26 protein-coding genes are annotated in these 25,289 nt (G+C 75.2%); 12 read left to right on the top strand and 14 right to left on the bottom strand.

The window, feature by feature from the left end; genetic code table 11:
* Positions 1 to 22: 22 nt before the first annotated feature.
* The 5 genes from JUB12_RS03895 to JUB12_RS03915 form a co-directional block, all read right to left on the bottom strand.
* The gene (locus JUB12_RS03895; RefSeq protein WP_205698301.1) at positions 23 to 790 is read right to left on the bottom strand and encodes an ABC transporter permease; all 768 of its coding nucleotides are present in this window, start codon (positions 788 to 790) and stop codon (positions 23 to 25) included.
* A complete protein-coding gene (locus tag JUB12_RS03900; protein ID WP_205698302.1) occupies positions 787 to 1,590 on the bottom strand; it encodes an ABC transporter ATP-binding protein in 804 nt (267 codons plus the stop codon). The genes JUB12_RS03895 and JUB12_RS03900 overlap by 4 nt, the downstream gene beginning before the upstream one ends.
* 35 nt (positions 1,591 to 1,625) lie before the next feature.
* Entirely contained in the window at positions 1,626 to 2,501 is an 876-nt protein-coding gene (locus tag JUB12_RS03905) for a type IV toxin-antitoxin system AbiEi family antitoxin domain-containing protein (protein ID WP_205698303.1), read from the bottom strand.
* An 88-nt stretch (positions 2,502 to 2,589) separates the two neighbouring features.
* On the bottom strand, positions 2,590 to 3,495 hold the full coding sequence (locus tag JUB12_RS03910; RefSeq protein WP_205698304.1) for an SDR family oxidoreductase: 906 nt from the start codon (positions 3,493 to 3,495) through the stop codon (positions 2,590 to 2,592).
* A gap of 66 nt (positions 3,496 to 3,561) precedes the next feature.
* On the bottom strand, positions 3,562 to 4,836 hold the full coding sequence (locus JUB12_RS03915) for a cytochrome P450 (protein WP_205698305.1): 1,275 nt from the start codon (positions 4,834 to 4,836) through the stop codon (positions 3,562 to 3,564).
* A 65-nt stretch (positions 4,837 to 4,901) separates the two neighbouring features.
* Here JUB12_RS03915 and JUB12_RS03920 point away from each other — a divergent pair, with 65 nt between their 5' ends.
* The 3 genes from JUB12_RS03920 (at position 4,902) to JUB12_RS03930 (ending at position 9,334) form a co-directional block, all read left to right on the top strand.
* Positions 4,902 to 6,509 carry an MFS transporter gene (locus JUB12_RS03920; RefSeq protein WP_205698306.1) on the top strand — a complete coding sequence of 536 codons (1,608 nt, stop codon included), beginning with the start codon at positions 4,902 to 4,904 and terminating at the stop codon, positions 6,507 to 6,509.
* A gap of 32 nt (positions 6,510 to 6,541) precedes the next feature.
* Entirely contained in the window at positions 6,542 to 8,554 is a 2,013-nt protein-coding gene (gene ligA, locus JUB12_RS03925; RefSeq protein WP_205698307.1) for an NAD-dependent DNA ligase LigA, read from the top strand.
* 90 nt (positions 8,555 to 8,644) lie between these two features.
* Positions 8,645 to 9,334: a glycerophosphodiester phosphodiesterase gene (locus JUB12_RS03930; protein ID WP_205698308.1), complete on the top strand. Its 690-nt coding sequence runs from the start codon at positions 8,645 to 8,647 to the stop codon at positions 9,332 to 9,334.
* Here JUB12_RS03930 and JUB12_RS03935 read toward each other — a convergent pair.
* Entirely contained in the window at positions 9,331 to 10,425 is a 1,095-nt protein-coding gene (locus JUB12_RS03935; protein WP_205698309.1) for a CDP-glycerol glycerophosphotransferase family protein, read from the bottom strand. The genes JUB12_RS03930 and JUB12_RS03935 overlap by 4 nt on opposite strands.
* 66 nt (positions 10,426 to 10,491) lie before the next feature.
* Between JUB12_RS03935 and JUB12_RS03940 the strand changes: the two genes are divergently transcribed.
* The 3 genes from JUB12_RS03940 to JUB12_RS03950 are packed head-to-tail and all read left to right on the top strand — an operon-like array spanning position 10,492 to position 13,789.
* Positions 10,492 to 11,265 carry an NTP transferase domain-containing protein gene (locus JUB12_RS03940; protein WP_205698310.1) on the top strand — a complete coding sequence of 258 codons (774 nt, stop codon included), beginning with the start codon at positions 10,492 to 10,494 and terminating at the stop codon, positions 11,263 to 11,265.
* Positions 11,262 to 12,353 (top strand): iron-containing alcohol dehydrogenase, encoded by a 1,092-nt coding sequence (locus JUB12_RS03945; protein WP_205698311.1) that lies wholly within the window; start codon positions 11,262 to 11,264, stop codon positions 12,351 to 12,353. The genes JUB12_RS03940 and JUB12_RS03945 overlap by 4 nt, the downstream gene beginning before the upstream one ends.
* Positions 12,350 to 13,789 carry a mannitol dehydrogenase family protein gene (locus tag JUB12_RS03950; RefSeq protein ID WP_205698312.1) on the top strand — a complete coding sequence of 480 codons (1,440 nt, stop codon included), beginning with the start codon at positions 12,350 to 12,352 and terminating at the stop codon, positions 13,787 to 13,789. Before JUB12_RS03945 ends, JUB12_RS03950 begins: the two co-directional genes overlap by 4 nt.
* Here JUB12_RS03950 and JUB12_RS03955 read toward each other — a convergent pair.
* Positions 13,786 to 14,661: a CAP domain-containing protein gene (locus tag JUB12_RS03955; protein WP_205698313.1), complete on the bottom strand. Its 876-nt coding sequence runs from the start codon at positions 14,659 to 14,661 to the stop codon at positions 13,786 to 13,788. The two genes, JUB12_RS03950 and JUB12_RS03955, sit on opposite strands and share 4 nt — an antisense overlap.
* Before the next feature lie 72 nt (positions 14,662 to 14,733).
* Between JUB12_RS03955 and JUB12_RS03960 the strand changes: the two genes are divergently transcribed.
* Positions 14,734 to 15,132 (top strand): DUF2237 family protein, encoded by a 399-nt coding sequence (locus JUB12_RS03960; RefSeq protein ID WP_205698314.1) that lies wholly within the window; start codon positions 14,734 to 14,736, stop codon positions 15,130 to 15,132.
* On the opposite strand, the gene JUB12_RS03965 is transcribed toward JUB12_RS03960, so the two are convergent.
* From JUB12_RS03965 to JUB12_RS03995, 7 genes are all read right to left on the bottom strand, one after another.
* Positions 15,129 to 15,791 (bottom strand): HupE/UreJ family protein, encoded by a 663-nt coding sequence (locus JUB12_RS03965; protein WP_205698315.1) that lies wholly within the window; start codon positions 15,789 to 15,791, stop codon positions 15,129 to 15,131. The two genes, JUB12_RS03960 and JUB12_RS03965, sit on opposite strands and share 4 nt — an antisense overlap.
* Positions 15,764 to 16,417, bottom strand: coding sequence for an urease accessory protein UreD (locus JUB12_RS03970; protein WP_205698316.1), 654 nt, complete (start codon positions 16,415 to 16,417; stop codon positions 15,764 to 15,766). Before JUB12_RS03970 ends, JUB12_RS03965 begins: the two co-directional genes overlap by 28 nt.
* Before the next feature lie 112 nt (positions 16,418 to 16,529).
* Complete coding sequence (gene ureG / locus JUB12_RS03975; RefSeq protein ID WP_205698317.1) at positions 16,530 to 17,237, bottom strand: urease accessory protein UreG; 708 nt, start codon at positions 17,235 to 17,237, stop codon at positions 16,530 to 16,532.
* The gene (locus JUB12_RS03980) at positions 17,227 to 17,847 is read right to left on the bottom strand and encodes an urease accessory protein UreF (protein ID WP_205698318.1); all 621 of its coding nucleotides are present in this window, start codon (positions 17,845 to 17,847) and stop codon (positions 17,227 to 17,229) included. The genes ureG and JUB12_RS03980 overlap by 11 nt, the downstream gene beginning before the upstream one ends.
* Positions 17,847 to 19,550, bottom strand: a complete 1,704-nt coding sequence (locus JUB12_RS03985; RefSeq protein WP_205698319.1) for an urease subunit alpha — start codon at positions 19,548 to 19,550, stop codon at positions 17,847 to 17,849. The genes JUB12_RS03980 and JUB12_RS03985 overlap by 1 nt, the downstream gene beginning before the upstream one ends.
* Complete coding sequence (locus tag JUB12_RS03990) at positions 19,547 to 19,840, bottom strand: urease subunit beta (RefSeq protein WP_205698320.1); 294 nt, start codon at positions 19,838 to 19,840, stop codon at positions 19,547 to 19,549. The genes JUB12_RS03985 and JUB12_RS03990 overlap by 4 nt, the downstream gene beginning before the upstream one ends.
* The gene (locus JUB12_RS03995; RefSeq protein ID WP_205698321.1) at positions 19,837 to 20,142 is read right to left on the bottom strand and encodes an urease subunit gamma; all 306 of its coding nucleotides are present in this window, start codon (positions 20,140 to 20,142) and stop codon (positions 19,837 to 19,839) included. The genes JUB12_RS03990 and JUB12_RS03995 overlap by 4 nt, the downstream gene beginning before the upstream one ends.
* A 299-nt stretch (positions 20,143 to 20,441) precedes the next feature.
* Here JUB12_RS03995 and urtA point away from each other — a divergent pair, with 299 nt between their 5' ends.
* The 5 genes from urtA (at position 20,442) to JUB12_RS04020 (ending at position 25,239) form a co-directional block, all read left to right on the top strand.
* Positions 20,442 to 21,668 (top strand): urea ABC transporter substrate-binding protein, encoded by a 1,227-nt coding sequence (gene urtA / locus JUB12_RS04000; protein WP_241004410.1) that lies wholly within the window; start codon positions 20,442 to 20,444, stop codon positions 21,666 to 21,668.
* Between the two features lie 88 nt (positions 21,669 to 21,756).
* Positions 21,757 to 22,647, top strand: a complete 891-nt coding sequence (gene urtB, locus JUB12_RS04005) for an urea ABC transporter permease subunit UrtB (RefSeq protein WP_205698323.1) — start codon at positions 21,757 to 21,759, stop codon at positions 22,645 to 22,647.
* The gene (gene urtC, locus JUB12_RS04010) at positions 22,644 to 23,774 is read left to right on the top strand and encodes an urea ABC transporter permease subunit UrtC (protein WP_205698324.1); all 1,131 of its coding nucleotides are present in this window, start codon (positions 22,644 to 22,646) and stop codon (positions 23,772 to 23,774) included. The genes urtB and urtC overlap by 4 nt, the downstream gene beginning before the upstream one ends.
* Positions 23,771 to 24,544: an urea ABC transporter ATP-binding protein UrtD gene (urtD, locus tag JUB12_RS04015; RefSeq protein WP_205698325.1), complete on the top strand. Its 774-nt coding sequence runs from the start codon at positions 23,771 to 23,773 to the stop codon at positions 24,542 to 24,544. Before urtC ends, urtD begins: the two co-directional genes overlap by 4 nt.
* The gene (locus JUB12_RS04020; RefSeq protein WP_205698326.1) at positions 24,541 to 25,239 is read left to right on the top strand and encodes an ATP-binding cassette domain-containing protein; all 699 of its coding nucleotides are present in this window, start codon (positions 24,541 to 24,543) and stop codon (positions 25,237 to 25,239) included. Before urtD ends, JUB12_RS04020 begins: the two co-directional genes overlap by 4 nt.
* The last annotated feature ends 50 nt before the right edge of the window (positions 25,240 to 25,289 follow it).

Consider the following 25,289-nt stretch of genomic DNA (forward strand, 5'->3'; position numbering starts at 1 on the left):
CCGCCCGGCGCGGATGCTGGAGCTACGTGCGCAGCTTGTAGCCGCGGTTGAAGAGCTTGAGGTTGAGCGCGAAGAGCGCGGCGGTCGCGACCGTGAGCAGGACGAGCGACAGCGCGACGTCGACCTCGGAGTAGCCCAGGAACCCGTAGCGCACCAGGGCGATCATGTAGTAGACGGGGTCGAAGTGGGTCAGGGTCTGGAAGGGCTCGGGCAGCAGCGACGCCGAGTAGAAGACCCCGCCCAGGAAGATCAGCGGCTGCAGGATGAACGTCTGCGCGAAGGAGACGTCGTCGAACTGCTCGGCGCGGACGCCGACGAGGACGCCGAGCTGGGAGAAGAAGAAGCCGACGAGGAAGAGCGCGGGCACCAGGACCAGCGGGTGCTCGACCGGGATGTCGATGAGCAGCGACGCGGCGGTGAAGGTCAGGACCGCGACGAGCATCCCGCGCAGGAAGCCGCCGAAGGTGAAGGCGACGAGCAGCTCGAGGGGCGAAGCGGGGGAGGAGAGCTGATCGTCGATGGAGCGCTGGAACTTCTGCTGCAGCAGCGAGGACGAGTTGTTGGCGAACGCGTTGATCGCCCAGGCCATCATGATCAGGCCGGGGACGACGAAGACGACGTAGTCGACGCCGTGGAGCTGGTCGATGCGCGAGCCGAGCGCGGCGCCGAAGACGCTGATGTAGAGGAACGTCTCCAGCAGCGGCGCGCCGACGGTCTGGCGCTTGATCTTCAGGAAGCGGTTGACCTCGCGGCGCAGGAGCGCGAGGAAGCGGATCTGCTGGGCGGTCACAGCGCCTGGGCCTCCGCCTGGGCGCGCGAGAGCTCCTTGCGGCCGACGAGCTCGAGGTACGCGTCCTCGAGGCTGTGCACGCCGTATTGCTCGGCGAGCTGCGCGTGGGTGCCCTCGGCGACGATCTCGCCGCCGTTGATGAAGGCGATGCGCCGGCACAGCTGCTCGGCCTCCTCGAGGTAGTGCGTGGTGAGGAGGATCGTCGTGCCCTCGGCGTTGATGCGCTGGACGTAGTGCCACAGCTCGAGGCGCAGCTCGACGTCCACGCCGGCCGTCGGCTCGTCGAGGATGAGCAGGCGGGGGCGGTGCATCAGCGCGCGGGCGAGGATGAGCCGGCGCTTCATCCCGCCCGACAGCGTGCGCGTGCGCTCGTGGCGCTTGTCGGTGAGGCTGAACGCCTCGAGCAGCTCCTTGGTCCGGTCGCGCCGGTCGCGCTTGGGCATCCCGAAGTAGCCGCCGTGGTAGTCCAGCGACTCCTCGATGGTGAGGAACCAGTCGAGGTTGAGGTCCTGCGGCGCGAGGCCGACCGCCATGCGCGCCTCCTGGTAGCCGTGGACCGCGTCGTGCCCGAACACCCGGATCTCGCCGCCGGTGGGCTGGGCGAGGCCGGTGGTGCAGTGGATGAGCGTCGACTTGCCGGCGCCGTTGGGCCCGAGCAGGCCGAAGAACTCCCCGTCGGGGATCTGCAGCGAGACGCCCTTGAGCGCCTCGACGCCCGTGGGGTAGCGCTTGACGAGGTCGCGCAGCTCGAGCGCCGGCGGCGCGTCCGGGGGCGGGGGCGGGGCGGCTTCGAGGTGCATGCACGTGCATGATGGCGCTTCGAGTGCGGTTGAGGTCAAGCCGCCGGGGCGAGGAGTGCGCGGAGCTGGCGCTCGAGGCGGTCAGGGTCGCGCTTGAGGCGACGGTCGGTGATGCGGATCGTGCGCAGGCCCGCGACGAGGACGTCGGCGTCGCGCTCGCGGTCCTGCTCGAAGCGGGTCGGCGTCGCGTGGAACTGGCGGCTGTCGAGCTCGGCGGTCAGGCCGGAGGCCGGCCAGTGCGCGTCGGGGTGGATCGTGCGGCCGTCGGTCAGCGTGAGCGGCGCGTTGAGGAGGGGGAGGGGCAGGCCGCGCCGGCGCAGGAAGGCGAGGAAGCGGTCCTCGAGCGGGCTGAGGGTGGTGGTGCTGCCGGGCGCGTGGACGTCGAGCAGGGCGCCGAGGGCGCGGGCGCCGCGGCGCTTGGGGTGGCGCGCGATGGTGTCCCTGACGGCCTCGAGGTCGAGGACGCGCTGGACCTCGGCCTGGTCGATGAGCCGTTCGAGCCGGCGCGTGGCGACCATCCCGGCCATGTCGAGGAGCGTCAGCGGCACGGCGGTGCAGCGAAGGCCGTGCAGCGTGGTGACGTCCTGCTCGCTCAACGCCCGGACCGCCGCGGTCCGGACGCCGTCGTGGTCACGCCTGCGACCGGCGATGAGCACGTCCACGGGACCCCCGCTCCCACCTTCGACCAGGCCGAGGAGACGCGCCGCCGTCCAGCGCGCGAGGACGGCGTGCGGTCCGCACGCGAGGAGGGCGGCGCGGAGCCGGCCGCGCGGGGTCCGCACACCGTGGCGGTAGACCCCTCGGTGCTCGTCGCGCAGCACGCCGTCGCGGCGAAGGCGCCGGATGACGTCGGGCGAGACCCCGAGGGCCAGGAGCTCTTGCCGGCTGGCCACGCCGTCGCGCGCGAGCATCGCCGAGGTGATCGTGCGGACTTGATGGTCGCCACGCCCATCAACTCCGCGCGGTCGGCTCACCCCGCCGACGATGTCACCGCCCGCGCTACGGCATGCGCGCGGTCTCGCGCGCCTCTGCGCCGCCCGGGACGGCGGCAGCGCGCGGCGCGGAGGGGTGCGCCGCGCGCCTGCCGATGCGGAACATCTGGTCGTTCATGAGGCGCATGACCAGCTCGTACAGCGGCGGGCAGAGCCGCTGGAGCAGGAACGCCGCCTGGATGTCCCGGGACGTGTAGACGAGGTACTGGCCGCGCTCGACGCCCCGCAGGATCCGCTCGGCGACCTGCTCGGGCGTCTTGGCGTGGCGCTGGAAGTGGCGCGTCATGCGCCGGAGGTCGGGGTGGTCGCGGTCGACGCCGGCGATCTCGACGGTCCCCACCAGCGGGGTGTCCACGCCGCCGGGACAGACCAGCGAGACGCCGATGCGGTAGCGGGCGAGGTCGAAGCGCAGGACCTCGGAGACGCCGCGCAGCCCGAACTTCGCCGCGCTGTAGGCCGCGTGCCACGGCAGGCCGAGCAGGCCCGCGGCGGAGGAGACGTTGACGAGGTGGCCGCCGCGACGCGCGTCCATCATCGCCGGGACGAAGGACTCGATGACGTGGATGGGGCCCATGAGGTCGACCTCGACCATCGTGCGCCAGTGGCGGTGCTCGAGCGCCCGGACCGAGCCCCACGCCGACGTGCCGGCGACGTTCATGACGACGTCCATCGACCCGAAGGCGGCGTGGACGTCGTCGGCCAGGGCGCGGACCGCGTCGAGGTCGGTGATGTCGAGCGACCGGGCGAGCAGCACCGTCCCGCCGGCGCGCTCCACCTCGGCCACCGCGCCGTCCAGCGGCTGGAGGTCGGTGAGGACCAGGCGCGCGCCCCGGCGCGCCGCCGCGACCGCCGTCGCCTTGCCGATCCCGCTCGCCGCGCCCGTCACGAGCACGGCCTTGCCCTGGACGCTCATCCCCCGCCGTCGGCCCACGAACAGCGATGTTCGCAGCACGGGACGCCGGGGCGCAAGCCGCCCGCGTCAGCGCCGGTGGGCGACGACCAGCGCGCTGCGGTGCGGGACCAGGACCGTGCCGCGCACGACCATCCGCTCCGGGCGGGCGGTCACCGCCGAGAACCGCAGGTGGCGCAGGACCACGGGCAGCGCCGCGCGGAACAGCGCCCACGACAGCGGCTCGCCGATGCACCGCCGCGCGCCGCCGCCGAACGGCAGGTACGGCACGCCGTCCGGCACCCCGCGGGCGAAGCGCTCCCAGCGCAGCTCGTCCGGCGCGTCCCAGACCTCGGGCGCGCGGTGCAGCAGCAGCGAGTGCAGCGCCACGTGCGTGCCGGCGTCCAGCGCGACGCCCGCCACCGTGGCCGGCTCGACCAGCCGCCGCAGGACCGCCTGCGCGGGCGGGCGCAGCCGCATGACCTCCCGCACCACCGCGTCGCGCAGCGGTTCGGCGGGCGACGCCTCGACGAACGCGTCGGCGAGCTCCGGCGCCCGCGCGAGCTCGAGGACGACGTTGGTCAGCGCGATCGACGGCGGCTCCTGCGCCGCCGCCAGGACGACGAGCAGCTCGTCGGCGACCTCGCGGACCGCCAGCGGGGGCGTCGCCGCGAGCATCCCGCCGAGCACGTCGTCGCCCAGTTCCCCCGACGCCCGCCGCTCCTGCACCTCCGCGCCGAGGAGCCGCTCGACGGCCGCCATCCGCCGCTCGAACTCCGCCACGACGGCCGCGCCCAGCGGCCCGTCGCCCGCGCCCGGGACGCCCGTCGGCGGGTTGCCCGGCGTCCACAGCAGCCGGCGCATGGCCGCGACGAGCGCCGTCGCCCGCCCGTCGTCGCGCACCGCCAGGACCTCCCGCACGAAGACCTCGGTCGCCAGCGTGCGCATCCGCGCCAGCAGCCGGAACGGCCGCCCGACCGGCCAGCCGCTGACCCGCCGCTCCGCGAGCTCGGCGATCGCCGGCTCGACGCGGGCGATCGCCGCCTCCGAGAAGCCCGCCGCCATCCGCCCCCGGGAGGCCCGGTGCTGCGCGCCGTCGGCGCCGAAGGGCGAGCGCTCCGAAGCCAGCGGGAGCACGGCCCGGCGCGTCTCGCCCGCGTGGGCGCGGGCCGGGTCCGCGTCGAGCAGCTGCGCCACCGCGGCCGGCGCGCCCGCGACCACGAGCGGGTCCTTGAGCACCATCCGCAGCGTGAACAGCGGCCCGTGCCGCGCCCGCGCGCGGCGGACCACCCCGAGCGGGTCGCGGTGGTAGAGGACCGTCTGGGCCAGGGGGCTCGCGCGCGGGCCGTCGGGGAGCGTCGCCATCAGAGAGCCGCCGTACCCGTCGCGCGCGGACCCACTGCTAGCGTCGGGGACGTGGCGGGGGCCGCGTGAGCACCAAGCAGGGCGCGCTCGTCGCGGCGATCCTCGGCTCGGCGGTGGTCGCCGTCGACTCGACGGTGGTCAACGTCGCGCTGCCGGCGATCGAGGACGACCTCGGCGGCGGCCTGGCCGGCCAGCAGTGGGTCGCCAACGCGTACCTGCTCACCCTCGCCGCCCTCATCCTCGTCTCGGGCTCGCTGGCCGACCTCTTCGGCGAGCGGCGGCTGTTCGTGCTCGGCGTCAGCGCGTTCGGCGTGACGTCGGTGCTCTGCGCCGTCGCGCCGTCCATCGAGGTGCTCGTCGCCGCCCGCGCGCTGCAGGGCGTCTCGGGCGCCCTGCTGACCCCGGCGTCGCTGGCGATCCTCATCGCGGTCTTCCCGCCCGACGAGCGCGGCAAGGCGATCGGCACGTGGACCGCGTGGGGCGGCATCGGCATCCTCCTCGGCCCGCTGCTCGGCGGCCAGATCGTCGACAGCGCGGACTGGCGCGTCGTCTTCGCGATCAACATCCCGCTCGTGCTCGGGACGCTCGCGCTCGCCTCGACCTACGTCCCCGCCGGCGAGCCGCGGACCGCGGGCCAGGACCGCCCGCACGTCGACGTCACCGGCGCCGCGCTCTGCGCGGTGGGCCTCGCCGGCGCCACCTTCGCGCTCATCGAGCAGCCGATGCTGGGCTGGTCGAGCCCCGCCGTCTGGGGTCCCGGTCTCGGCGGCCTGGCCGTCTTCGCCGCCTTCCTGCGCTTCGAGGCGCGCACGCCCCACCCGATGCTGCCGCTCGGCCTCTTCGGGCGCAGCAACTTCCGCTGGGGCAACCTCGAGACGCTGTTCATGTACGGCGGCATCGCCGTCATGGGCTTCTTCCTCGGCCTGTTCCTCCAGCAGGCGGCCGGCTGGTCGGCGCTCGAGGCCGGGACGACGATGCTCGTCCCGACGACGGTGATGTTCGTCCTCTCGCGGCGCTTCGGCGCGCTGGCCGACCGCCTCGGCCCGCGGGCGTTCATGGCGGCCGGCCCGCTGCTCAGCGCGGGCGGCCTGCTGCTGCTCCTGCGCCTGGACGCGACCGTCGCCTTCGCCACCGACGTCCTGCCCGCGCTCCTGCTCTTCGCGATCGGCCTGGCGGTCTCCGTCGCGCCGCTCACCGCGACGGTCCTCGCCGACGCCGACGAGCACAACGCGGGCATCGCCTCCGCGGTCAACAACGCGGTCGCCCGGACGGCCGGCCTGCTCGCGACCGCCGCCGTCGGGGCCGCGCTGTCGGCGTCCTTCGCGGCGGAGGTCGACGACCGCCTGGGCGACCGTCCCCTGAGCCCGCCGGCCGCCGCCCGGGTCGACGCCGCCAAGGACCGCGCGCTGGGCGTCGCCGACGGCGCGGGCGTCCCGCCCGCGGTCACGGAGGCCACCCGCGACGCCGCCGTCTCGACCTTCCACCTCGCGATGGGCATCGGCGCGGCGCTCATGGCCGCCGGCGGCCTCCTCGGGCTGGCCGGCATCCGCAACCCGCGGCCCGAGGACGGCTGCCGCGACGTCCACGCCGAGGACTGCGCGGGCGGCCAGCTCGCCGGCCAGCCGCAGGACGTCGCGCAGGGCGGTCCGCAGCCCGCCGCGGTCCCGGCCTGACGTCGGCCCGTCCTCGTAGCCTGCGCGGGCCCATGACCGAGCCGGGTCCCGCAGAGCGCATCGCCGAGCTGGCGGAGCTCCTCCGCCACCACCGCGACCTCTACTACCGCGGCGTCCCCGAGCTGCCCGACGCCGACTACGACGCGCTGGAGGACGAGCTGCGCGCGCTCGTCGCCAAGCACCCGGACCTCGCGCCGCCCGACAGCCCGCTGGCGACGCCGGGAGCGCCGGCCAAGCTCGAGGGCCAGACCATCCGCCACCAGCAGCGGATGCTCTCGCTCGACAAGGCCAACCAGCCCGAGCAGGTCGCGACGTTCATGGGCCGCTTCCCCGGCCAGCGCTTCCGCGTGACGCCCAAGCTCGACGGGCTCTCGCTCTCCCTCGTCTACGAGGACGGGGCGCTCGCCTACGCCGCCACCCGCGGCGACGGCACGATCGGCGAGCTCGTCACCCACGCGATCAAGCACGTGGTGCCCGAGCTGCCGCTCGAGGTCCCCGCCCAGGGACGGGTGGAGGTGCGCGGCGAGGCGGTCATGCTGCGCTCGACCTTCGCCGCCTACAACGAGGCCCACCCGGACCGGCCGCTGGTGAACCCGCGCAACGGCGCCGCCGGGACGCTGCGCCACAAGGACCCCGAGGCGTGCGCGCGCGACGGGCGCGTCCTGACCTTCATCGGCTTCGACCTCCTCGGCGGCCTCGAGGACCGGCCGTTCGACGAGGCGCTGCGCGAGCTGGGCTTCACCGCGCCCGAGGCCGATGACGTCGACGACGCCGACGGCGCCATCGCGGCGGTCACCCGCATCGGCGAGCAGCGCCCGCAGCTGGACTTCGACATCGACGGCGCCGTCATCCGCCTGGCCAGTCGCGCGGCGTTCGAGGCCGCCGGCGCGACGAGCAGCGCGCCCCGCGGCGCCCTGGCGTTCAAGTTCCCCGCCGAGGAGCGCTCCACCACCCTCAAGGCCGTCACCTGGCAGGTCGGCAAGATCGGTCGCGTCGCGCCCGTCGCCGAGCTCGAGCCGGTCTTCGTCGGCGGCACGACGATCAGCCGCGCGACGCTGCACAACCCGGCCATGATCGCCGCGCGCGACATCCGCGTCGGCGACCGCGTCGTCGTGCGCCGCGCCGGCGACGTCATCCCGTTCATCGCCGCCTCGATCGAGAGCGAGCGCACAGGCGACGAGACGGAGATCGCGGTCCCCGAGCACTGCCCGTCCTGCGGGACGCCGCTCGTGGTCAAGGGCGAGGGCCAGGAGCGCTGGTGCGAGAACCTCACGTGCCCGGCCCAGGGCGTCCGGCGGCTCATCCACGCGACGTCGCGCCCCGCGTTCGACATGGAGGCGGTCGGCCCGACGTGGACCGAGCGCCTGGCCGAGGACGGCCTGCTCACCCGCATCTCGGACTTCTTCCGCCTCACGAAGGACCAGCTGCTGGCCTACGACGGCATGGGCGAGGTGAGCGCGACGCGGATGCTCGAGTCGATCGCCTCCTCCAAGGGCGTCGGCCTGCGGCGGGCGTTCATCGCCCTCGCCGTGCCGATGGCCGCCGGCGGCGTCGCCCAGCGCCTGTGCCAGCACGGCTTCGCCCGCCTCGAGGACGTCGCCGAGGCCAGCGAGGAGGAGCTCCAGCAGGTGGATGACGTCGGGCCGAAGGTCGCCGCGTCGGTCCACGCGTTCTTCGCCCGCGAGGAGGTCCGCCGGGAGCTCGCCGACCTGCGCGAGCTCGGCGTCGACCTCGACGTCGCCGAGGAGGACAGGCCCGTCGACGTCGCGGAGGCCGCCGAGACGCCGCTCAAGGGCGCGACGGTCGTCGTCACGGGGGCGATCAGCCACCACGCCAACGGCGCGACGGTCACCCGGCCGGACTTCACGAAGCTCCTGGAACGCGCGGGCGCCACCGCCGCCAGCTCGGTCAGCGGCAACACCGACATGCTCATCACCGGCGCGAACGTCGGGGCGAGCAAGACGGCCAAGGCCGAGAAGCTCGGCGTGCAGGTCGTCGACCAGGAGCAGGCCTGGCGCTGGCTGGTGGACGCCGGGCTGGCCTAGCCGGTTCGGACCCGGCGCGTTCTCGACCCGTTCACGGCACCGTCACCGCCCGGTCACGCGGGCCGGCCCCCGCGGCGGTGAGCTGCGCCCATGGAGGTCATCGCCCACCGCGGCGCCTCCGCGCACCGCGCCGAGCACACCGCCGAGGCCTTCGACCTGGCGGTCGCCCAGGGCGCGGACGTGGTCGAGCTCGACCTGCGCGCGACGGCCTGCGGCGAGCCGGTCTGCCTGCACGACCCGACGCTCGCGCGCACCCACGGCGACCCGCGGGCGATCGCCGCGACACGCCTCGACGAGCTCGACGCCGCGACCCGCCCGCTCACCCTCGCCCAGGTCCTGTGGCGCTACGGGCAGCGCACCCGGCTGCTGCTGGAGCTCAAGGCGCCCGGGGCCCCGGTGGTGGCGACCGTCGAGCGCGTCCGTGCCGCCGGGGTCGCCGACCGCGTCGTCCTGCAGTCCTTCGACGCGGACGCCCTGCGCCGCGCCCGCCGCCTCGCACCGGAGCTGCCGGCCGCCCTCCTCACCGCCCGCCGTCCGACGGGCGCCGACCTGGACCGCGCCGCCGCCGAGGGGCTGCAGGGCGTCGGCGTCCCGCAGGAGACGGTGGACGCCGACCTCGTCGCCGCGGTCCACCGGCGGGGCCTGGTGCTGCGGGCGTACACCGCCAACACGCCGCGGCGCCTGCGCGAGCTGGCCGACCTCGGCGTCGACGGCCTGATCACCGACGCCCCCGACCGCGCCCGCGCCGTCGTCGACGCGCGCCGCCGCGCCGCCGCCTAGCGCGCGCCGCGCTCGCGGGCCAGCGCGAGCGCCCGGTCGAGGACCCGGCGCGTGGCGCCGCCGTCCTCGAGGCCGCAGAAGCGCTCGTGGAAGGCACGCCGGCGCTCGGCGTAACGCGCGTGCAGCCCGTCGAGGTCGCCCAGCGCCCGCACCAGCTCGCCGGTCGTGCGCACGAGCGGCCCGGGGGCGATCGGCTCGAGCTCGAAGTAGAAGCCGCGCAGCCGGTCGGCGTAGTCCTCGAGGTCGTAGACGAAGAACGCCTGCGGCTTGCCGGTCACCCCGAAGTCGAACATCGTCGAGGAGTAGTCCGTCACGAGGACGTCGGCGGCGAGGTAGAGCTCGGCGACCTCCGGGTGCAGCGAGACGTCGAGGACCCGGTCGCCCGACAGGTCGCCCAGGGCGCCGGTGAGCATGTAGTGCAGGCGCAGCAGCAGGACGACGTCGGCGCCCAGGCCGGCCCGGAACCGGTCCACGTCGAGCTCGAGCGACGGGGCGCGCCCGCCCGCCTCGAACACGGCGTCGTCGCGCCACGTCGGGGTGTAGAGGACGGCCGTCGTGCCGTCGGCCAGGCCCAGCTCGCGCCGCACCCGCGCCCGCACCGCGCCGGCCTCGCGGCCGACGAGGACGTCGTTGCGCGGGTAGCCCGTCTCGAGGACCTCGCCCTCGAAGTGGAAGGCCCCGCGCAGGAGCGGCGTGGCGGCGGGGGAGGGGGAGACCAGGAGGTCCCACCGGTCGACGTCGCCCTGCAGGCGCTCGAGCCGGCCCTCGGGCGCCCACAGGACGTCCCAGTGGATGCGCTTGAGCGGCGTCCCGTGCCACGTCTGCAGGTACACCGCCTCCGGGCGCTTGTCCCAGACGCAGTCGGTGTGCGTGTTGGCGACCAGCAGGTCCGCCGCCTCGAGCGCCGCCCGGCCCTCCGGGGTGCCCCACGGCACCGTGGCGACGTCCTCCGGGAACCCCGTCCCGTGGCGGGGGTCGGCGAGCCAGACGACCTCGTGCTCGGCCGCCGCGCCGTCCCGGACGAGCGCCTCGTACAGGGCGCGGGGGTTGTCGCTGTAGCGGCCCTCGAAGCTGTGGAACGCGATGCGCATCGGGCGGCGCACCGTACCCGTCCCGACGCCGGTTCAACGGCGGCGTGCCGGGCAAGTGAAGAACCCGTGAACTTCGCCCCGTCTCCCCGCCCCGTCCACGTCGTCGTCCTGGCCGCCGGCCGGGGCAGTCGCCTGGGGGCCCTGGGAGACGCCACGCCCAAGTGGCTGCTCGAGGTCGGAGGCCGCACCCTGGCCGACCGCCACCTCGAGGCGTTCGCCGCCGCCGGCGGCGCGGTCGCGTCGGTCCGCGTCGTCACGGGACATGCGGCGACGGCGATCATCCACGAGCTGGCCGACTCGCCGCAGGTCGACGAGGTCGTCCACAACCCGCAGTACGCCACCCGCAACAACTGGTGGTCGCTGCTCCTCGCGCTGCGCCGGCTCCCGGCCGGCGAGCCCGTCGCCGTGGTCAACGCCGACCTGCTCGCCGACCCTGACGCGGTGGCGTCGTTCCTCGTCGCCGCGGCCAACGGCCCGGCCGAGGGCCTGCTCGCCGTCGACCTCCAGCGCCTGCTGACCGACGAGTCCATGAAGGTCCAGCTCGACGACGGCGGCGCGCTGTCGCGCATCGGCAAGGTCGGCATCGCCGCGCCGGTGGGGGAGTACGTCGGCCTGCTCATGGCGCGCGGCCGGGTGCTCACCGCCCTGCGCGCCGCGCTCGAGCGCTTCGCCGACTGCCCCGCGTCGTTCGACGAGTGGTACGAGGGCGCCGTCGGCGCCACCGCCGCCACGGGGCACCGCTGGGAGGTCTGGCCCATGCCGAGCTCCGGCTGGGTCGAGATCGACGACGACGCCGACCTCGACCTGGCCAGGACGGTCGCCGCGGGAGCACCCGCATGACCGGGCGCGGGCCTCGCGCCGTCGAGATCCCGCGGCTCCTGCACGTCGGCACCGGCTCGCTGCGCCAGGTCGCGGCGCTCCTGGACGAGCACCGCTTCGACCTCGGCCTCGTGCTGGTCGGCAGCGGACGTGGGCCCTCACGCGCGCTGGCGGAGGCCGTGGTGCAGGAGCTCGAGGCGGCCGGCGTCAGCGTCGTGCACCGCGCCGGCCTCGCCGGACGGCTCGACCAGGCGGCCGCCCTGGCCGGCGAGGTCATCGAGCGGGGCGTCACCTGCGCGGTGGCCGTCGGCGGGGGGCGGGTGATCGACACCGTCAAGCTCGCCGCCGCGCGCACCGGCGTGGACTTCGTCTCGGTCCCGACGGCCATCTCCAACGACGGCATCTCGTCGCCGGTCGCCTCGCTGGTGGGCCGGGACGGCGCCCGCGCCAGCCACGCGGCCCGGATGCCGTGCGGCATCGTCATGGACGTCGGCGCCATCGCCAGCGCGCCCGCGCGCTCGCTGCGCGCCGGCCTCGGCGACCTCGTCAGCAACCTCACGGCCTGCCTGGACTGGCGGCTGGCCGACCGTGCCGGCCACGACCGCTACGACGCGTTCGCCGCGATGATCGCCGAGTCGGCGGCCCGGCCCGCGCTGGACCTGGCCGACCTCGGGTCCGCCGGCGCGAAGGAGGTCCTCGCGCACGGCCTGCTCCTCAGCGGCCTGGCGATGGCCGCCGCCGGGACGAGCCGTCCCTGCTCGGGCGCCGAGCACCTCATCTCCCACGCACTCGACGCCCAGCTCGGCGGCGGCGCCGCGCTGCACGGCGAGCAGGTGGCGCTCGGGACGCTCGTGGCGGCGGCGGCACACCGGGCTCCGCCGCTCGAGCAGCTCCACGCGCTCTTCCGGCGCGTCGGCCTGCCCACCTGCCCGGAGGACCTCGGCCTCACGCGCCACCAGCTCGCCAGCGCGATGCTCGCGGCGCCGGCCGTCAAGCCCGAGCGCTGGACGATCCTCTCCGACCGCTGCACGGACCCGGGCGCGGCCGCCGAGCTCGTGGCCGAGGCGTTCCCGCCGGTGTCGGCGTCCGTCCGCCAGCTCGCCTCGTGACCCGCGCCGCCCTGCCCCTCAGCGAGGCGACGCTCGGCCACCACGCGCAGCGCGTCGCCGTCCCCGGCTACGACCGCGCCCGGCTGGCCCCCGGCGTCCTGCACATCAGCGTCGGCTCGTTCCACCGCGCCCACCAGGCCGTCTACCTCGACGACCTGGCCGCGCTCGGCCACCGCGAGTGGGGCCTGGTCGGCGTCGGCCTGCACCGCCCGCAGATGCGCGAGGCCCTCGAACCCCAGGACGGGCTGTTCACCGTCGTCGAACGGGGAGCCGGGGGCGACCACGCCCGGGTGGTGCGCGTCGTCACCCGCTACCTGTTCGCCCCGCAGCAACGCGCGGAGCTCCTGCACGCCTTGCGGGACCCGCGGCTGCGGCTCGTGACCCTGACGATCACCGGTGCCGGCTACACCGCCCACCCCTCGGCGGAGGGCTCGGCGATCGACCTCCTGGTGGCCGGCCTGGCCCGCCGCCGCGCCGACGGCCTGCCGCCGTTCACGGTGCTCTCGTGCGACAACCTCCCCGGCAACGGCGACCTCGCGCGCGGAGCGGTCGTCGGGCTCGCCGCGGCCCGCGACCCCGAGCTCGCGCGGTGGATCGACGCCCAGGGCGCCTTCCCCAGCAGCATGGTCGACCGGATCACGCCGAGGACCTCCGACGCCGACCGCGCGTGGGTCGCCGAGGCGTTCGGGGTGCGGGATCGCTGGCCCGTCATCACCGAGCCGTTCTCGCAGTGGGTCGTCGAGGACCGCTTCAGCGCCGGGCGCCCGCCGCTGGAGGAGGTCGGCGTCCAGCTCGTCGACGACGTCGCGCCCTATGCCCTGCTCAAGACGCGGATGCTCAACGCGAGCCACTGCGTCCTCGGCCACCTCGGCGGACTGCTGGGCCATGGCCGGACCGACGAGGCGGTGGGCGACCCGCTCCTGCGCGCCGCCCTCGACGCGCTCATGGAGCGCGAGGTCCAGCCGCTGCTGCACCCGGTGCCCGGCGTGGACGTCGACGCCTACCGCGCGACGGTCCTCGAGCGCCTCGCCAACCCGGTGCTCGGCGACCGCCTCGCGCGGCTGCGGCGCAACGGGTCCGACAAGGTGCCCGTCCACGTCGTCTCGTCCCTGGCCCGCGCCCGCGCGAGCGGGCGGCCGCACGGCCTCCTGGCCCTCGGCGTCGCGGCGTGGCTGCGCTGCCTGCGCGGCACGGACGAGGCCGGCCGACCGCTCGAGCTGGAGGACCCGCGCGCGGCACGCCTCGGGGAGCTCGCGCGGCGGGGCGGCCCCGACCCGCGGCCGCTGCTGCACGAGCGCGGGCTGTTCGGGGCGCTGGCGGGCGACGAGGCGCTCGCGGCACAGCTCGCTGCGACGCTCGAGGCGTTCGAGCGCGACGGCGTGCGGACGACCGTGCGCGCGGCGCTCGCCGCGCAGGACACGCCCGCGGTCGCCTAGCGCGCCACGCGGACCGTCTTGCGCTGCAGCCGCGTCCAGCGGCCGTTGCGGAAGGCCTCGACCGTCGCGGTCCAGCGGCCCTTGCCCGGCCGCACGGTGATCGTCGCGACGCGCTGCGGGGCGACCTCGACGGTGCGGCCGCGCCGCGCGCCCTTGCGGCGCAGCAGCAGGCGGACCTTGAGGCGCTGCGTCGCCGGGTTGGTGACCGTGGCGATGACCGACCGGCCCGCCTTGCGCAGCTTGGCGGTCGGCGGCCGCGCGGCCGGCGCGGTCGTCGTCCCGGTCGTGGTGCCACCGCCGGAGCCGCTGCCGTCCAGGGGCTTGCCGTCCAGCCCCAGCGGGCACTCGCCCTGGGCGGCGCCCGAGCCGGCGGGGCCGGCGCCGGCGGGCTGGGCCACGACGAGCGTCCAGAACGTGCCGGCGATGGAGACGCCGGTGCCGATGTCGCGGAAGGCGGGGGACATGATGTTGCGGCAGTGGGGCCCGCTGCCCATCCAGGTCGCGACGACCTGCCGGGCGGTGCGCTGGCCGCGGGCGATGTTCTCGCCGGAGGTCGCGGCGGCGTAGCCCGTCGCCTGGACCCGCTGCTCCGGCGTCCGGCCGCTCGGGTCCTCGTGGGCGAAGTAGCCGCGGGTCAGCATGTCCGCCGAGTGCTCCCGCGCGGCGCGGGCGAGGCGGGACTCCACCTCGAGTGCGCGCAGCCCGCGGGTGGCGCGCACCTCGTTGACCGCGCAGACCAGGGCGCCCTCGGCCGTCGCCGGCTCGAGCGTCGCCAGCGGCGACTCGGCGCCCTCGCACGCCGCCTGCGCCGTCGCCGGCGCCGCGCACGCCACGGCCATCGCCGCGATCACGGCCCCCAGTCCCCACCTCATGTCGCCCGAGGGTAGCTCGCGCCGACCGGCGATCACCCCGCATCGCGCCGAGCGGCCTGCCAAGCTGGCCGGGTGGCCGACCGCAACGTCCTCGGTGATCCGCTCGTGCCCTGCGGCACCGACCCGGTCACCGGCTTCTACCGCGACGGCTGCTGCGCCACGGGCCCGCAGGACCGGGGGAGCCACACGATCTGCGCGGTCGTGACCGCCGAGTTCCTCGAGCACCAGCGCGAGATCGGCAACGACCTCTCGACCCCGCGGCCCGACCTGCGCTTCCCGGGACTCCAGCCGGGCGACCGCTGGTGCGTCACCGCCGTGAACTGGATGCGCGCCTACCGCGACGGCGCGGCGGCCTACGTCGTGCTCGCGTCGACGCACGAGCGCGCCCTCGACCACGTCCCCCTCGCTGCGCTGCAGGAGCTGGCCGTCGACGTCCCCAGCGACCTCGGCGGGCTCGAGGGCGCGGCCTAGCCGACGCCCGCGTAGCCCAGCCCGAACGCGATCGCGAGCACCCCGAGCACGGGGACCACGACCCGCTCGGTCGCGGTCGCCAGCGCCGGGCGGCTCAGCGCCCACCCGGCCACGCCGGAGCAGAGCGCCATCGACAGCGCGGTCGCCGGGGCGAAGACGGCGAGGGCCAGAGCCGCCTGCTGGGGCTCGAGCTGCGCGAGCAGGAGCACCACTACCGCCCCGGTGCCGCCCAGCCCGTGCAGGACGCCGACCCCGGCCGCCTGCAGCGGCGAGCGCGGCGCGCGCGTGCGCCGGGCGAGCGCGCCGAGCAGGGCCTGGACGCCGAGGAGCACGATCGCGACCCCCACGAGCTGCTCGAGGCGGTGCTGGAGGCCGTCGGGGAGCTCGCGCTGGAGGACCACGAGCGGCAGGCCGACGGCGAGGAGCGTCGCGGCGTGGCCCGCGCCCCACCATGCGCCCAGCCGCGCCGCCGCGCGCGGCTCGCGCCCGGACGCGGCGACGAGCGTCCCCATGGCGGCGAGGTGGTCGGGGTCGGTCGCGTGGCGCAGCCCGAGCAGGAGCGCCAGCGCCAGGACGACGAGCAGGCCGGCGCCGCCGAGGCCGACGGCGAGCGCGGCGTCCGCGGACTCGATCAGGTCGTGGAACCAGTCAGGGACCATGGTGGGTGAGACGCTCCGAGGTCGGCGAGGTCATCGGTCTGGGTGAAGAGCGTGCGGCGCCAGGCGCGCGCGGCGGGACCCGTGCGCCGGTGGGCGGCCGCCAGCGAGGGCGCCGGGACGGGCAGGACGCTGCCGGGGCCGGCGAGCTGCAGCGCGTCCCGGTCGGCGGCCCGCCGCCCGAACAGCGCGACCGCGTCGAGGACCCGCGCGTCGCCGAGGACGACGGCGGACCGCAGCAGCGGGAGGTCGGCGGTGTCGAGCTGCTCGGCGTGCAGCGGCCGCCCCTCGAGCGCCACGTGCAGCGCGCTGTGCGCGCGTCCGGGCTCCTGGCCCGTGCGGCCGAGCACGACCGTGTCGCGCAGGAGCGCGGCGGCACCGGCGGCCAGCTCGACCGAGGTCGTGCGCCGCAGGTCGCAGCCGGCGGCGAGCACGAGGGGCTGGGCGTCCCACGAGAGGCAGGCGCCCGGGCCGAGGACCACCTCGACGTCGAGGCGTGCCGGGGTCCCGCCGCGCACGTCGTGGGCCACGAGGCCCGCCACCTCGACGAGCTCCAGCCGCGCGCCCGGGCCGAGGCGCACGTCGAGCGCGACCTCGTCGCCGGCCAGCAGCGAGGCGGTCGTCTGCACGAGCGCGACCCGTGCCACGCCGTCCACCGCCGGCAGCGCCCGGGCCCGCAGGAGCCCGGCCGACCGCAGGACCGCCAGCCGCGTCGTCGCGCCGTCGCGCCGGGCGACGACCTCAGTGCGCGTGCTGGTGCGCGTGGCCGTGCTCGTGGTCGTGGGCGTGGACGTGCGGGGCCATCGGCCCCGGGTCGGCGGGCACGAGGGTCCCGGCCAGGTGCGCGGCGAGCCGGTCGCGCACCCAGTCGGCGACGCGCTCGACGTCCGGGGCGCGGCGCAGCGAGACGGCCAGCACGGGCCGGTCACCGCGACGGTCGGCCGCGTCGCGCAGCATGAGCTCGACGTCGGAGCCCACCAGCGGCGCCAGGTCGACCTTGTTGATGACGAGCAGGTCGGCGCGCTCGACGCCCGGGCCGCCCTTGCGCGGGACGTCGTCGCCGCCCGCGCAGTCCAGGACGAAGACCTGGGCGTCCACGAGCGCGGGCGAGAACGTCGCCGTCAGGTTGTCACCGCCGGACTCGACGAGGACGACGTCGAGCGGGCCCTGCGCGGCCTCGAGCGCCTCGACGGCCAGGAGGTTCTCGGAGACGTCGTCGCGGATCGCGGTGTGCGGGCAGCAGCCGGTCTGCACCGCGACGATCCGCTCGGGCGGCAGGACGCCCTGGCGGCGCAGGAAGCGCGCGTCCTCGTCGGTGTAGATGTCGTTGGTGACGACGCCGAGCCGCAGCTCGCGCGCCAGACGGGCGCACAGGGCGGCGGCCAGGGACGACTTGCCGGTCCCGACAGGTCCGGCGATCCCGATCCGCAGGGCACGGTCAGCTGGCAAAGAGCCTCCTCGAGTCGTGGTGGTGGGCCTGCGCGCGCAGGTCGAGCAGGGGGGTGGCGGGCGCCGGCAGCGGCGCACGCGGGTCGGCGGCCTGCGCCGCCAGCGCCTCGACCAGCGGCCCGAGCGCGTGCAGCCAGCCCGTGGCCTCCAGCGCGTCGATGGCGTGGAGCTTGGGCGCGGCGCCGCAGACCGAGGCCGCGTCGTCGTAGAGGGCGAGCCGCGCGACGGTGACGGGTGCCAGGCACCCGGCACGCCCGAGCAGGCCGAGGACGACCGGGCGCGGCGTGGTGGCCGACGTCGCGGCGTAGGTCTCCAGCGCGTCGGGCCACAGGGCGCGGCCGAGGCGCAGCAACGCCCGGCCCTGGCGGCGGGCGACCTCCCGGACCGCCGGGGCGGGCGTGCGGGCGGCCCACGCCGCGTCGAGCGCGAGCGGGTCCTCGCCGTCCGCCGCGCGGGCGGCGGTCGCGGCGTCCAGGCGCCCGACCGTCCGCAGCCGCGCGGCGGCGAACGCCGGCACGTCGCCGGGCGTCGCGCGTGCCGCCTCCAGCCCGCCCGAGTGGGCGAAGCCGCCGGTCGGCGTGCGCGCGTCGGCGAGGAGGAGCTCGAGCATCAGAAGAGGCTGTAGCGCTGGGCCATGGGCAGCTCGGCGACGGGCCGGGGCTCGATCGCCTCGCCGTCGACCGTCACCACGAACGTCTCGGGATCCACGTCGATGGCCGGCAGCGCGTCGTTGTGGACCATGTCGGACTTCGTCAGCGCCCGGGTGCCGCCGACCGCCTCCAGGCGCCGGCGCAGGGCCAGCCGCCCGGCCACGCCGTCCTCCAGCGCCCCCGGAGCGACCCAGCTGACCGCGTGCTCGGGCGCCGCGCCGCTCAGGGCCGCGAACATCCGCCGCCCGAGCACCGGCTGGGGGGTGGGGATCGACGCGTTCGCGTCGCCGATCGGCGCCCAGGCCACCGCGCCGCCCTTGAGCACCAGCCGCGGCCGGACGCCGAAGAACGCCGGGTCCCACAGGACGAGGTCCGCGAGCTTGCCGACCTCGACCGAGCCGACCGTCGCGTCGATCCCGTGCGCCACCGCCGGGCAGATCGTGTACTTGGCGACGTACCGGCGCGCCCGGGCGTTGTCGGCGCGCCCGTCGCCGGCCAGCGCGCCGCGCCGCGCCTTCATCGCGTGGGCGGTCTGCCAGGTGCGGATGACCGTCTCGCCGATGCGGCCCATCGCCTGGCTGTCGGACCCGATCATCGAGATCGCGCCGAGGTCGTGCAGCACGTCCTCGGCGGCGATCGTCGAGGCGCGGATGCGCGACTCGGCGAAGGCCAGGTCCTCGGGCACGCGCGGGTTCAGGTGGTGGCAGACGATGAGCATGTCCTGGTGCTCGGCCACCGTGTTGACCGTGTGCGGGCGCGTCGGGTTCGTCGAGGACGGCAGGACGTTCGGGTGCGCGGCGATGGCGATGATGTCCGGCGCGTGGCCGCCGCCCGCCCCCTCCGTGTGGTAGGCGTGGATCCCGCGGCCGGCGATCGCCCCGAGGGTCGACTCCAGGAAGCCCGCCTCGTTGAGCGTGTCGGTGTGGATCGCCGCCTGGACGTCCCAGCGCTCGCAGGCGCGCAGCGTCGCGTCGATCGCCGCGGGCGTGGAGCCCCAGTCCTCGTGGAGCTTGAAGCCCGCCGCGCCGGCCAGGACCTGCTCGTCCAGCGACGCGTCCGAGACGGTGTTGCCGCGGCCCAGCAGCAGCACGTTGACCGGCGCGTCGTCCAGCGCGCGGTGCACGAGCGCCAGGCCGGCGGGCGTGGTGCACGTCGTCGCCCGCGTGCCCTCGGTCGGCCCGGCGCCGCCGCCGACGAGCGTCGTGACGCCGGAGGCCAGCGCCTCGTCGACCAGCGACGGGGTGATGAAGTGCACGTGGCAGTCGATGGCGCCGGCGGTGAGGATCCGCCCCTCCCCGGCGACGACGTCGGTCCCCGGCCCGATGACCAGCGCGGGGTCCACGCCGTCCATCACATCCGGGTTGCCGGCCTTGCCCAGCGCGCAGATGCGCCCGTCGCGGACGCCCACGTCGCACTTCACGACGCCCCAGTGGTCGAGGACCACGACGTTGGTGACGACGAGGTCCGGCGCGCCGTCGGCGCGCGTCGCCAGCCCCTGGAGCATCGACTCCCGCACGGTCTTGCCGCCGCCGAAGACGGCCTCGTCGCCCCCGGCGCAGCGGTCCTCCTCGACCTCGACGAGCAGGTCGGTGTCGGCGAGGCGGATGCGGTCGCCGACCGTCGGGCCCAGCAGCTCGGCGTAGCGCCGGCGGTCGACGCTCACCGGCGCACCTGCAGCCCCGGCACCCGCCGGGCGCCCGCCAGGGCGACGAGCGCGACCTCGCGTGAGGCGCCGGGCTCGAAGCGCACCGACGTCCCGGCCAGGACGTCGAGGCGGAAGCCCCGGGCGGCCTCGCGGTCGAAGGCCAGGCCGGCGTTGACGTCGGCGAAGTGGAAGTGCGAGCCCACCTGCACCGGCCGGTCGCCCGTGTTGAGCACCTCGAGGGTGCGCCGCTCGCGGCCGGCGTTGAGCTCGAGCTCGCCGGGCTCGGCCAGGACCTCGCCCGGGATCACGGGACGGGGTGGTGGAGGGTCACGAGCTTGCGCCCGTCGCGGAAGGTCGCCTCGACCTGGACCTCGTCGAGCAGCTCGGGCACACCGTCCATGACCTCGTCGCGCGTGAGCACCGCGCGCCCGTCGGCCATCAGCTGCTCGACCGTCGCGTCGCCGTCGCGGGCGCGCTCGAGCACCCAGCACGACAGCAGCGCCACGCACTCGGGGTGGTTGAGCTTGACCCCGCGCGCCCGTCGCTCGCGGGCCACCATGCCCGCCACCGACAGCAGCAGCTTCTCCTGGTCGGACGGCGTCAGCCGCAACGGCGCTCCCTCCTGGTCGGTCGTCTCGCCGGAGCGGCGCACCCTAGGCCCGCTGCGAGACACCGCCAAGCGGTTTCACCCGGGGTGAGTCAGCGGGGTGAGCCGGGGTGACCCGCCCTCGCCCACCCGGGCGAGACCGCCTGCCGCAACGACCACCCCGCCACCTGGACCAGCGGTCGGACGTGCGCCGCCCGGCGCGCCGTCAGGTTGGTCGAGGCGTGCCGCGACAGCGCGGCACGACGGACGACTGACGACCCTGGGGAGGGCGTATGCAGGCAGGTTCCTGGCGACGCGGCCGCATGTGGCTGCTCGCCTCGATGGTGGGCCTCGTCGCGGCGGGTGCCGCTGGCTGTGGCTCAGACGACGACGGCGGCTCCGCGGCGACCAGCAGCGGCTCCAGCGCGAGCTCGGGCAGCGAGATCAAGGTCGGGATCCTCCACTCGCTGAGCGGGACGATGGCCATCAGCGAGGTCTCGGTGAAGGACGCCGAGCTCCTGGCGATCGAGGAGATCAACAAGGCCGGCGGCGTCCTGGGCAAGCAGGTCAAGCCGGTCATCGAGGACGGCGCGTCGGACTGGCCGACCTTCGCCGAGAAGGCCCAGAAGCTCATCTCGCAGGACAAGGTCGCGGCGACCTTCGGCGGGTGGACCTCGGCCAGCCGCAAGGCCATGCTGCCGGTCTTCGAGCGCAACAAGGCGCTGCTCTACTACCCCGTGCAGTACGAGGGGCTGGAGTCCTCGCCCTACATCTTCTACTCGGGCGCGACGACCAACCAGCAGATCCTGCCGGCGCTCGAGTACCTCAAGGGCGAGAAGCAGATCAAGACGCTGTTCCTGGTGGGCAGCGACTACGTCTTCCCGCGCACCGCCAACAAGGAGATCAAGGCGTGGGCGAAGGCCAACGGCGTCCAGGTCGTCGGTGAGGAGTACACGCCGCTGGGACACACCGAGTACTCCACGATCATCACGAAGCTCAAGGGGGCCAAGCCCGACGCGGTGTTCAACACCCTCAACGGGGACTCGAACGTCGCGTTCTTCAAGCAGCTCAAGGGCGCCGGCATCTCCGCCGACGCGATGCCGACCGTCTCGGTCTCCGTGGCCGAGGAGGAGGTCAAGGGCATCGGCGCCGACAACGTCGCGGGCCACCTCGTCGCCTGGAACTACTTCCAGACCACGCCCGGCGCCGACAACAAGAAGTTCGTCGACGCCTACAAGGCCAAGTACGGCCAGGACCGCGTGACCGCCGACCCGATCGAGGCCGGCTACGTCCAGGTCAAGCTCTGGGCCGCCGCGGTGGAGAAGGCAGGCTCGACCGACCCCGAGAAGGTCAAGGCGGCCTCCAAGGGGCTCGAGCTCGAGATGCCGGAGGGCACCGTCACCGTCGACGGGTCCAACCAGCACATCTCGAAGACCGCGCGCATCGGGCTCGTCGAGCCCAGCGGCCAGATCAAGCAGGTGTGGGAGTCCGACGGGCCGATCAAGCCCGACCCCTACCTCAAGGGCTACGCCTGGGCGAAGGGGCTCTAGGCCGACCAGGGGACCGCACGGCAGGGGCGGCGCCGCACGGCGCCGCCCCGTCGTGACCCGCGACCGCCAGCGAGGACCGCGAGCGACCATGGACCAGCTCCTCCAGCAGCTCTTCACGGGGACGAGCATCGGCTCGATCCTGCTCCTGATCGCCCTGGGCCTGACCTTCACGTTCGGCCAGATGGGCGTCATCAACATGGCCCACGGCGAGTTCATCATGGCCGGGGCCTACACGACCTACGTGCTCCAGAACGCGCTGGGCGACAGCGCCATCACGATGGCCTTCCTGCTGTCGCTGCCGGTCGCCTTCTGCGTCGCCGGCCTCATGGGGCTCCTGCTCGAGGTGGTCCTCATCCGCCACCTCTACGGCCGGCCGCTCGACACGCTGTTGGTCACCTGGGGCGTCGCGCTGATGCTCCAGCAGCTCGCGCGGGACATCTTCGGCGCGCCCAACGTCGACGTCCGCTCGCCGAGCTGGCTGGGCGGGTCGATCGAGGTCCTCGGCATCACGATGCCCTGGACGCGCCTGTTCATCATCGGCCTGGCGCTCGCGGCCGCGGTCGGGGCGTGGGTCGTCGTGGGGCGGATGAAGCAGGGCCGGCGGATGCGGGCGGTCATGCAGAACCGCCAGCTCGCGGCGGCCAGCGGCATCGGGACCACCGGCGTGGACCGCCGCACGTTCTTCCTCGGCTCGGGCCTGGCCGGCCTGGCCGGCGTCGCGATCACGCTGCTGGGCTCCGTCGGCCCCACGCTCGGCACGAACTACATCATCGACGCGTTCCTGGTGGTCGTCGTCGGCGGCCTGGGCCAGCTGCGCGGGGCGGTCATCGCCGCCTTCGCGCTGGGCACCATCAACGCGATCGCGGAGTGGGGGACCGAGGCGAGCCTCGCCAAGGTCATCGCGTTCGTCTGCATCGTCGCGTTCCTGCAGTGGCGCCCGCAGGGCATCGTCGCCCAGCAGAGCCGGGGGCTGGCATGAGCGCCCTCGCGAAGCGCTTCGCCCCCGGCGGCGAGCGCTCCTGGCTGCTGGGCTTCGCCGTCTGCGCGCTGCTGCTGCTCGTCGTCGCGCCGGCGCTGCTGTCGGACTTCCGCCTCGGCCTGCTGGCGAAGTACCTGTGCTTCGCCATGATCGCCCTGGGCATCGCGGTGGCCTGGGGCAACGGTGGGATGCTCGTGCTCGGGCAGGGGCTGTTCTTCGGCCTCGGGGGCTACGCGATGGCCATGTACCTCAAGCTCGACGAGGCGGGGGCGACCGGCGGCCTGCCGGACTTCATGACCTGGAGCGGGGTGGAGGAGCTCCCGCTCATCTGGGAGCCGTTCAAGCACGCGTGGTTCGCCGTCCTGGCGGTGGTCGTCGTGCCGGTGGTGGTCGCCGGGCTGCTGGGGCTGCTGGTCTTCCGCAGCCGGGTGCGCGGGCCGTACTTCGCCATCCTCACCCAGGCGCTCGCCGCCGCGTTCGTGATCCTGCTGGTCGGCCAGCAGGCCTCGACGGGCGGCACGAACGGCCTGACGAACATCCAGACGTTCTTCGGGCTGACGCTCGCCGACCCGGCCGACCAGCGCACGCTGTACCTCCTCGTGGCGATCGTGCTCGGGGCGCTGTACCTCCTGGCCCGCCAGCTGCTGGCCAGCCGCTACGGCCGGCTGCTCGTCGCGGTCCGCGACAGCGAGGACCGCGCGCGGTTCCTCGGCTACAGCCCGACGCGGGTCAAGGTCCTGGCCTTCTGCACCTCGGCCGCCATGGCGGGGATCGCCGGCGCGCTGTTCGTGCCGGTCGTCGGGATCATCTCGCCGGCGCTGCTGGGCATCGTCCCGTCGATCGAGATGGTCCTCTGGGCCGCCGTCGGGGGGCGCATGTCGCTGGCGGGTGCGATCGCCGGCGCGCTCCTGGTCAACCTCGGCAAGACCGAGCTCAGCGAGCGCTTCCCCTCCCAGTGGACCTACGCGCTCGGAGCGCTGTTCGTCCTCGTGGTCATGGTCGCCCCGAACGGCATCGCCGGGCTCGTCGGCCAGGCCCGCACGGCCCTCGCCGCACGCCTGCCGCGACGCGGACCCGTCCCGGCGCTCGCGGTCGGCGAGCCCACCCTGAAGGAGGAGCGAGCGTGAGCGACGCCCCGCTGCTCGAGGTCCGCGGCCTCACCGTGGACTTCGACGGCTTCAAGGCGCTGGAGGACGTGCACCTCGACGCCCAGGAGGGCGAGGTCCACTTCCTCATCGGCCCCAACGGCGCGGGCAAGACGACCCTCGTCGACGTCATCACCGGCCTCACGAAGCCCACGGCCGGCTCGGCGCGCTTCGCGGGCGAGGAGCTCGTGGGCAAGCGCGAGCACGAGGTGGTGAAGCTCGGGATCGGCCGCACCTTCCAGACCGCCACCGTCTTCGAGACGCTCAGCGTGCTGGACAACCTCGACCTCGCCGCGAGCTTCCGCATGTCGATGCTGCGGCTGCTGCGCCGGCGGCGCGGGACGTCGGAGGCGGTCCGCGACGCGCTGGCCGCGACCGGGCTCGAGGACGTCGCCGATCGCCCCGCCGGCACCCTGTCGCACGGTCAGAAGCAGTGGCTGGAGATCGGGATGCTGCTCGTGCAGGAGCCGCGCATGCTGCTCTTCGACGAGCCGGTGGCCGGCATGAGCCCGGACGAGCGCACCCGGACGGGCGAGCTCATCCGCAGGACCGCCGAGCGCTGCACCGTGCTCGTCGTCGAGCACGACATGGAGTTCCTGCGCCGCTTCGCGACCCGCGTCACGGTGCTGCACGAGGGCAAGGTGCTGCGCCACGGGGCCACGGTCGCCGAGGTGCAGGCCGACCCCGTCGTGCAGGAGGTCTACATCGGGCGCGGTCGCGACGGCCGCTCCAAGGAGGAGGTGGTGGCGTGAAGCTCGTCGTCGAGGGCCTCGAGGCCGCGCACGGCCGCACCCAGGCGCTCTTCGGCGTCTCGCTCGAGCTCGAGGAGGGCGGGCGCTGCTGCGTGCTCGGGCGCAACGGCGTCGGCAAGACATCGTTGATGAACGCGATCATGGGCGTGCTGCCCACCCGTGGCGGGCGCGTGGAGCTCGACGGGCGCGACGTGACGAGGGCGCAGCCGTGGGAGCGGGTGCGGATGGGCCTGGGCTACATCCCCCAGGAGCGCACCGGCTTCGGGCACCTGACGGTGGCCGAGAACCTGCGGGTGGTCCTCGAGTCGCGCAAGGACGGCCGCCGGTCCGAGGTCGACGAGGTGCTCGACCTCTTCCCGGCCCTCAAGCCGCTGCTCAAGCGCCCGGCCGTCTTCCTCTCCGGCGGCCAGCGCCAGCAGCTGGCCATCGGCCGCGCGCTGCTGACCAAGCCGCGCATCCTCATGCTCGACGAGCCGACGGAGGGCATCCAGCCGTCGGTCGTCGCCGAGATCGAGGAGGCGATCCTCGCGCTGCACGCGCGCGAGGGCCTCGGGATCCTCCTGGCCGAGCAGTACGTCGAGATGGCGCTGCGGATGGCCGACAGCTACGTCGTGCTCGAGGCGGGCTCGGTGGTGGCGCGGGGCGCCACGGCCGAGCTCTCCGCGCACGACGCCGAACGCCTGCTCGCCATCTAGCGGAGAGGCGCGAGCAGGCCCCCAGGGGTGGGGCAGCGGATGGCGGCGGG

This window comes from Conexibacter sp. SYSU D00693 (genome assembly GCF_017084525.1).
GTDB lineage: Bacteria > Actinomycetota > Thermoleophilia > Solirubrobacterales > Solirubrobacteraceae > Baekduia.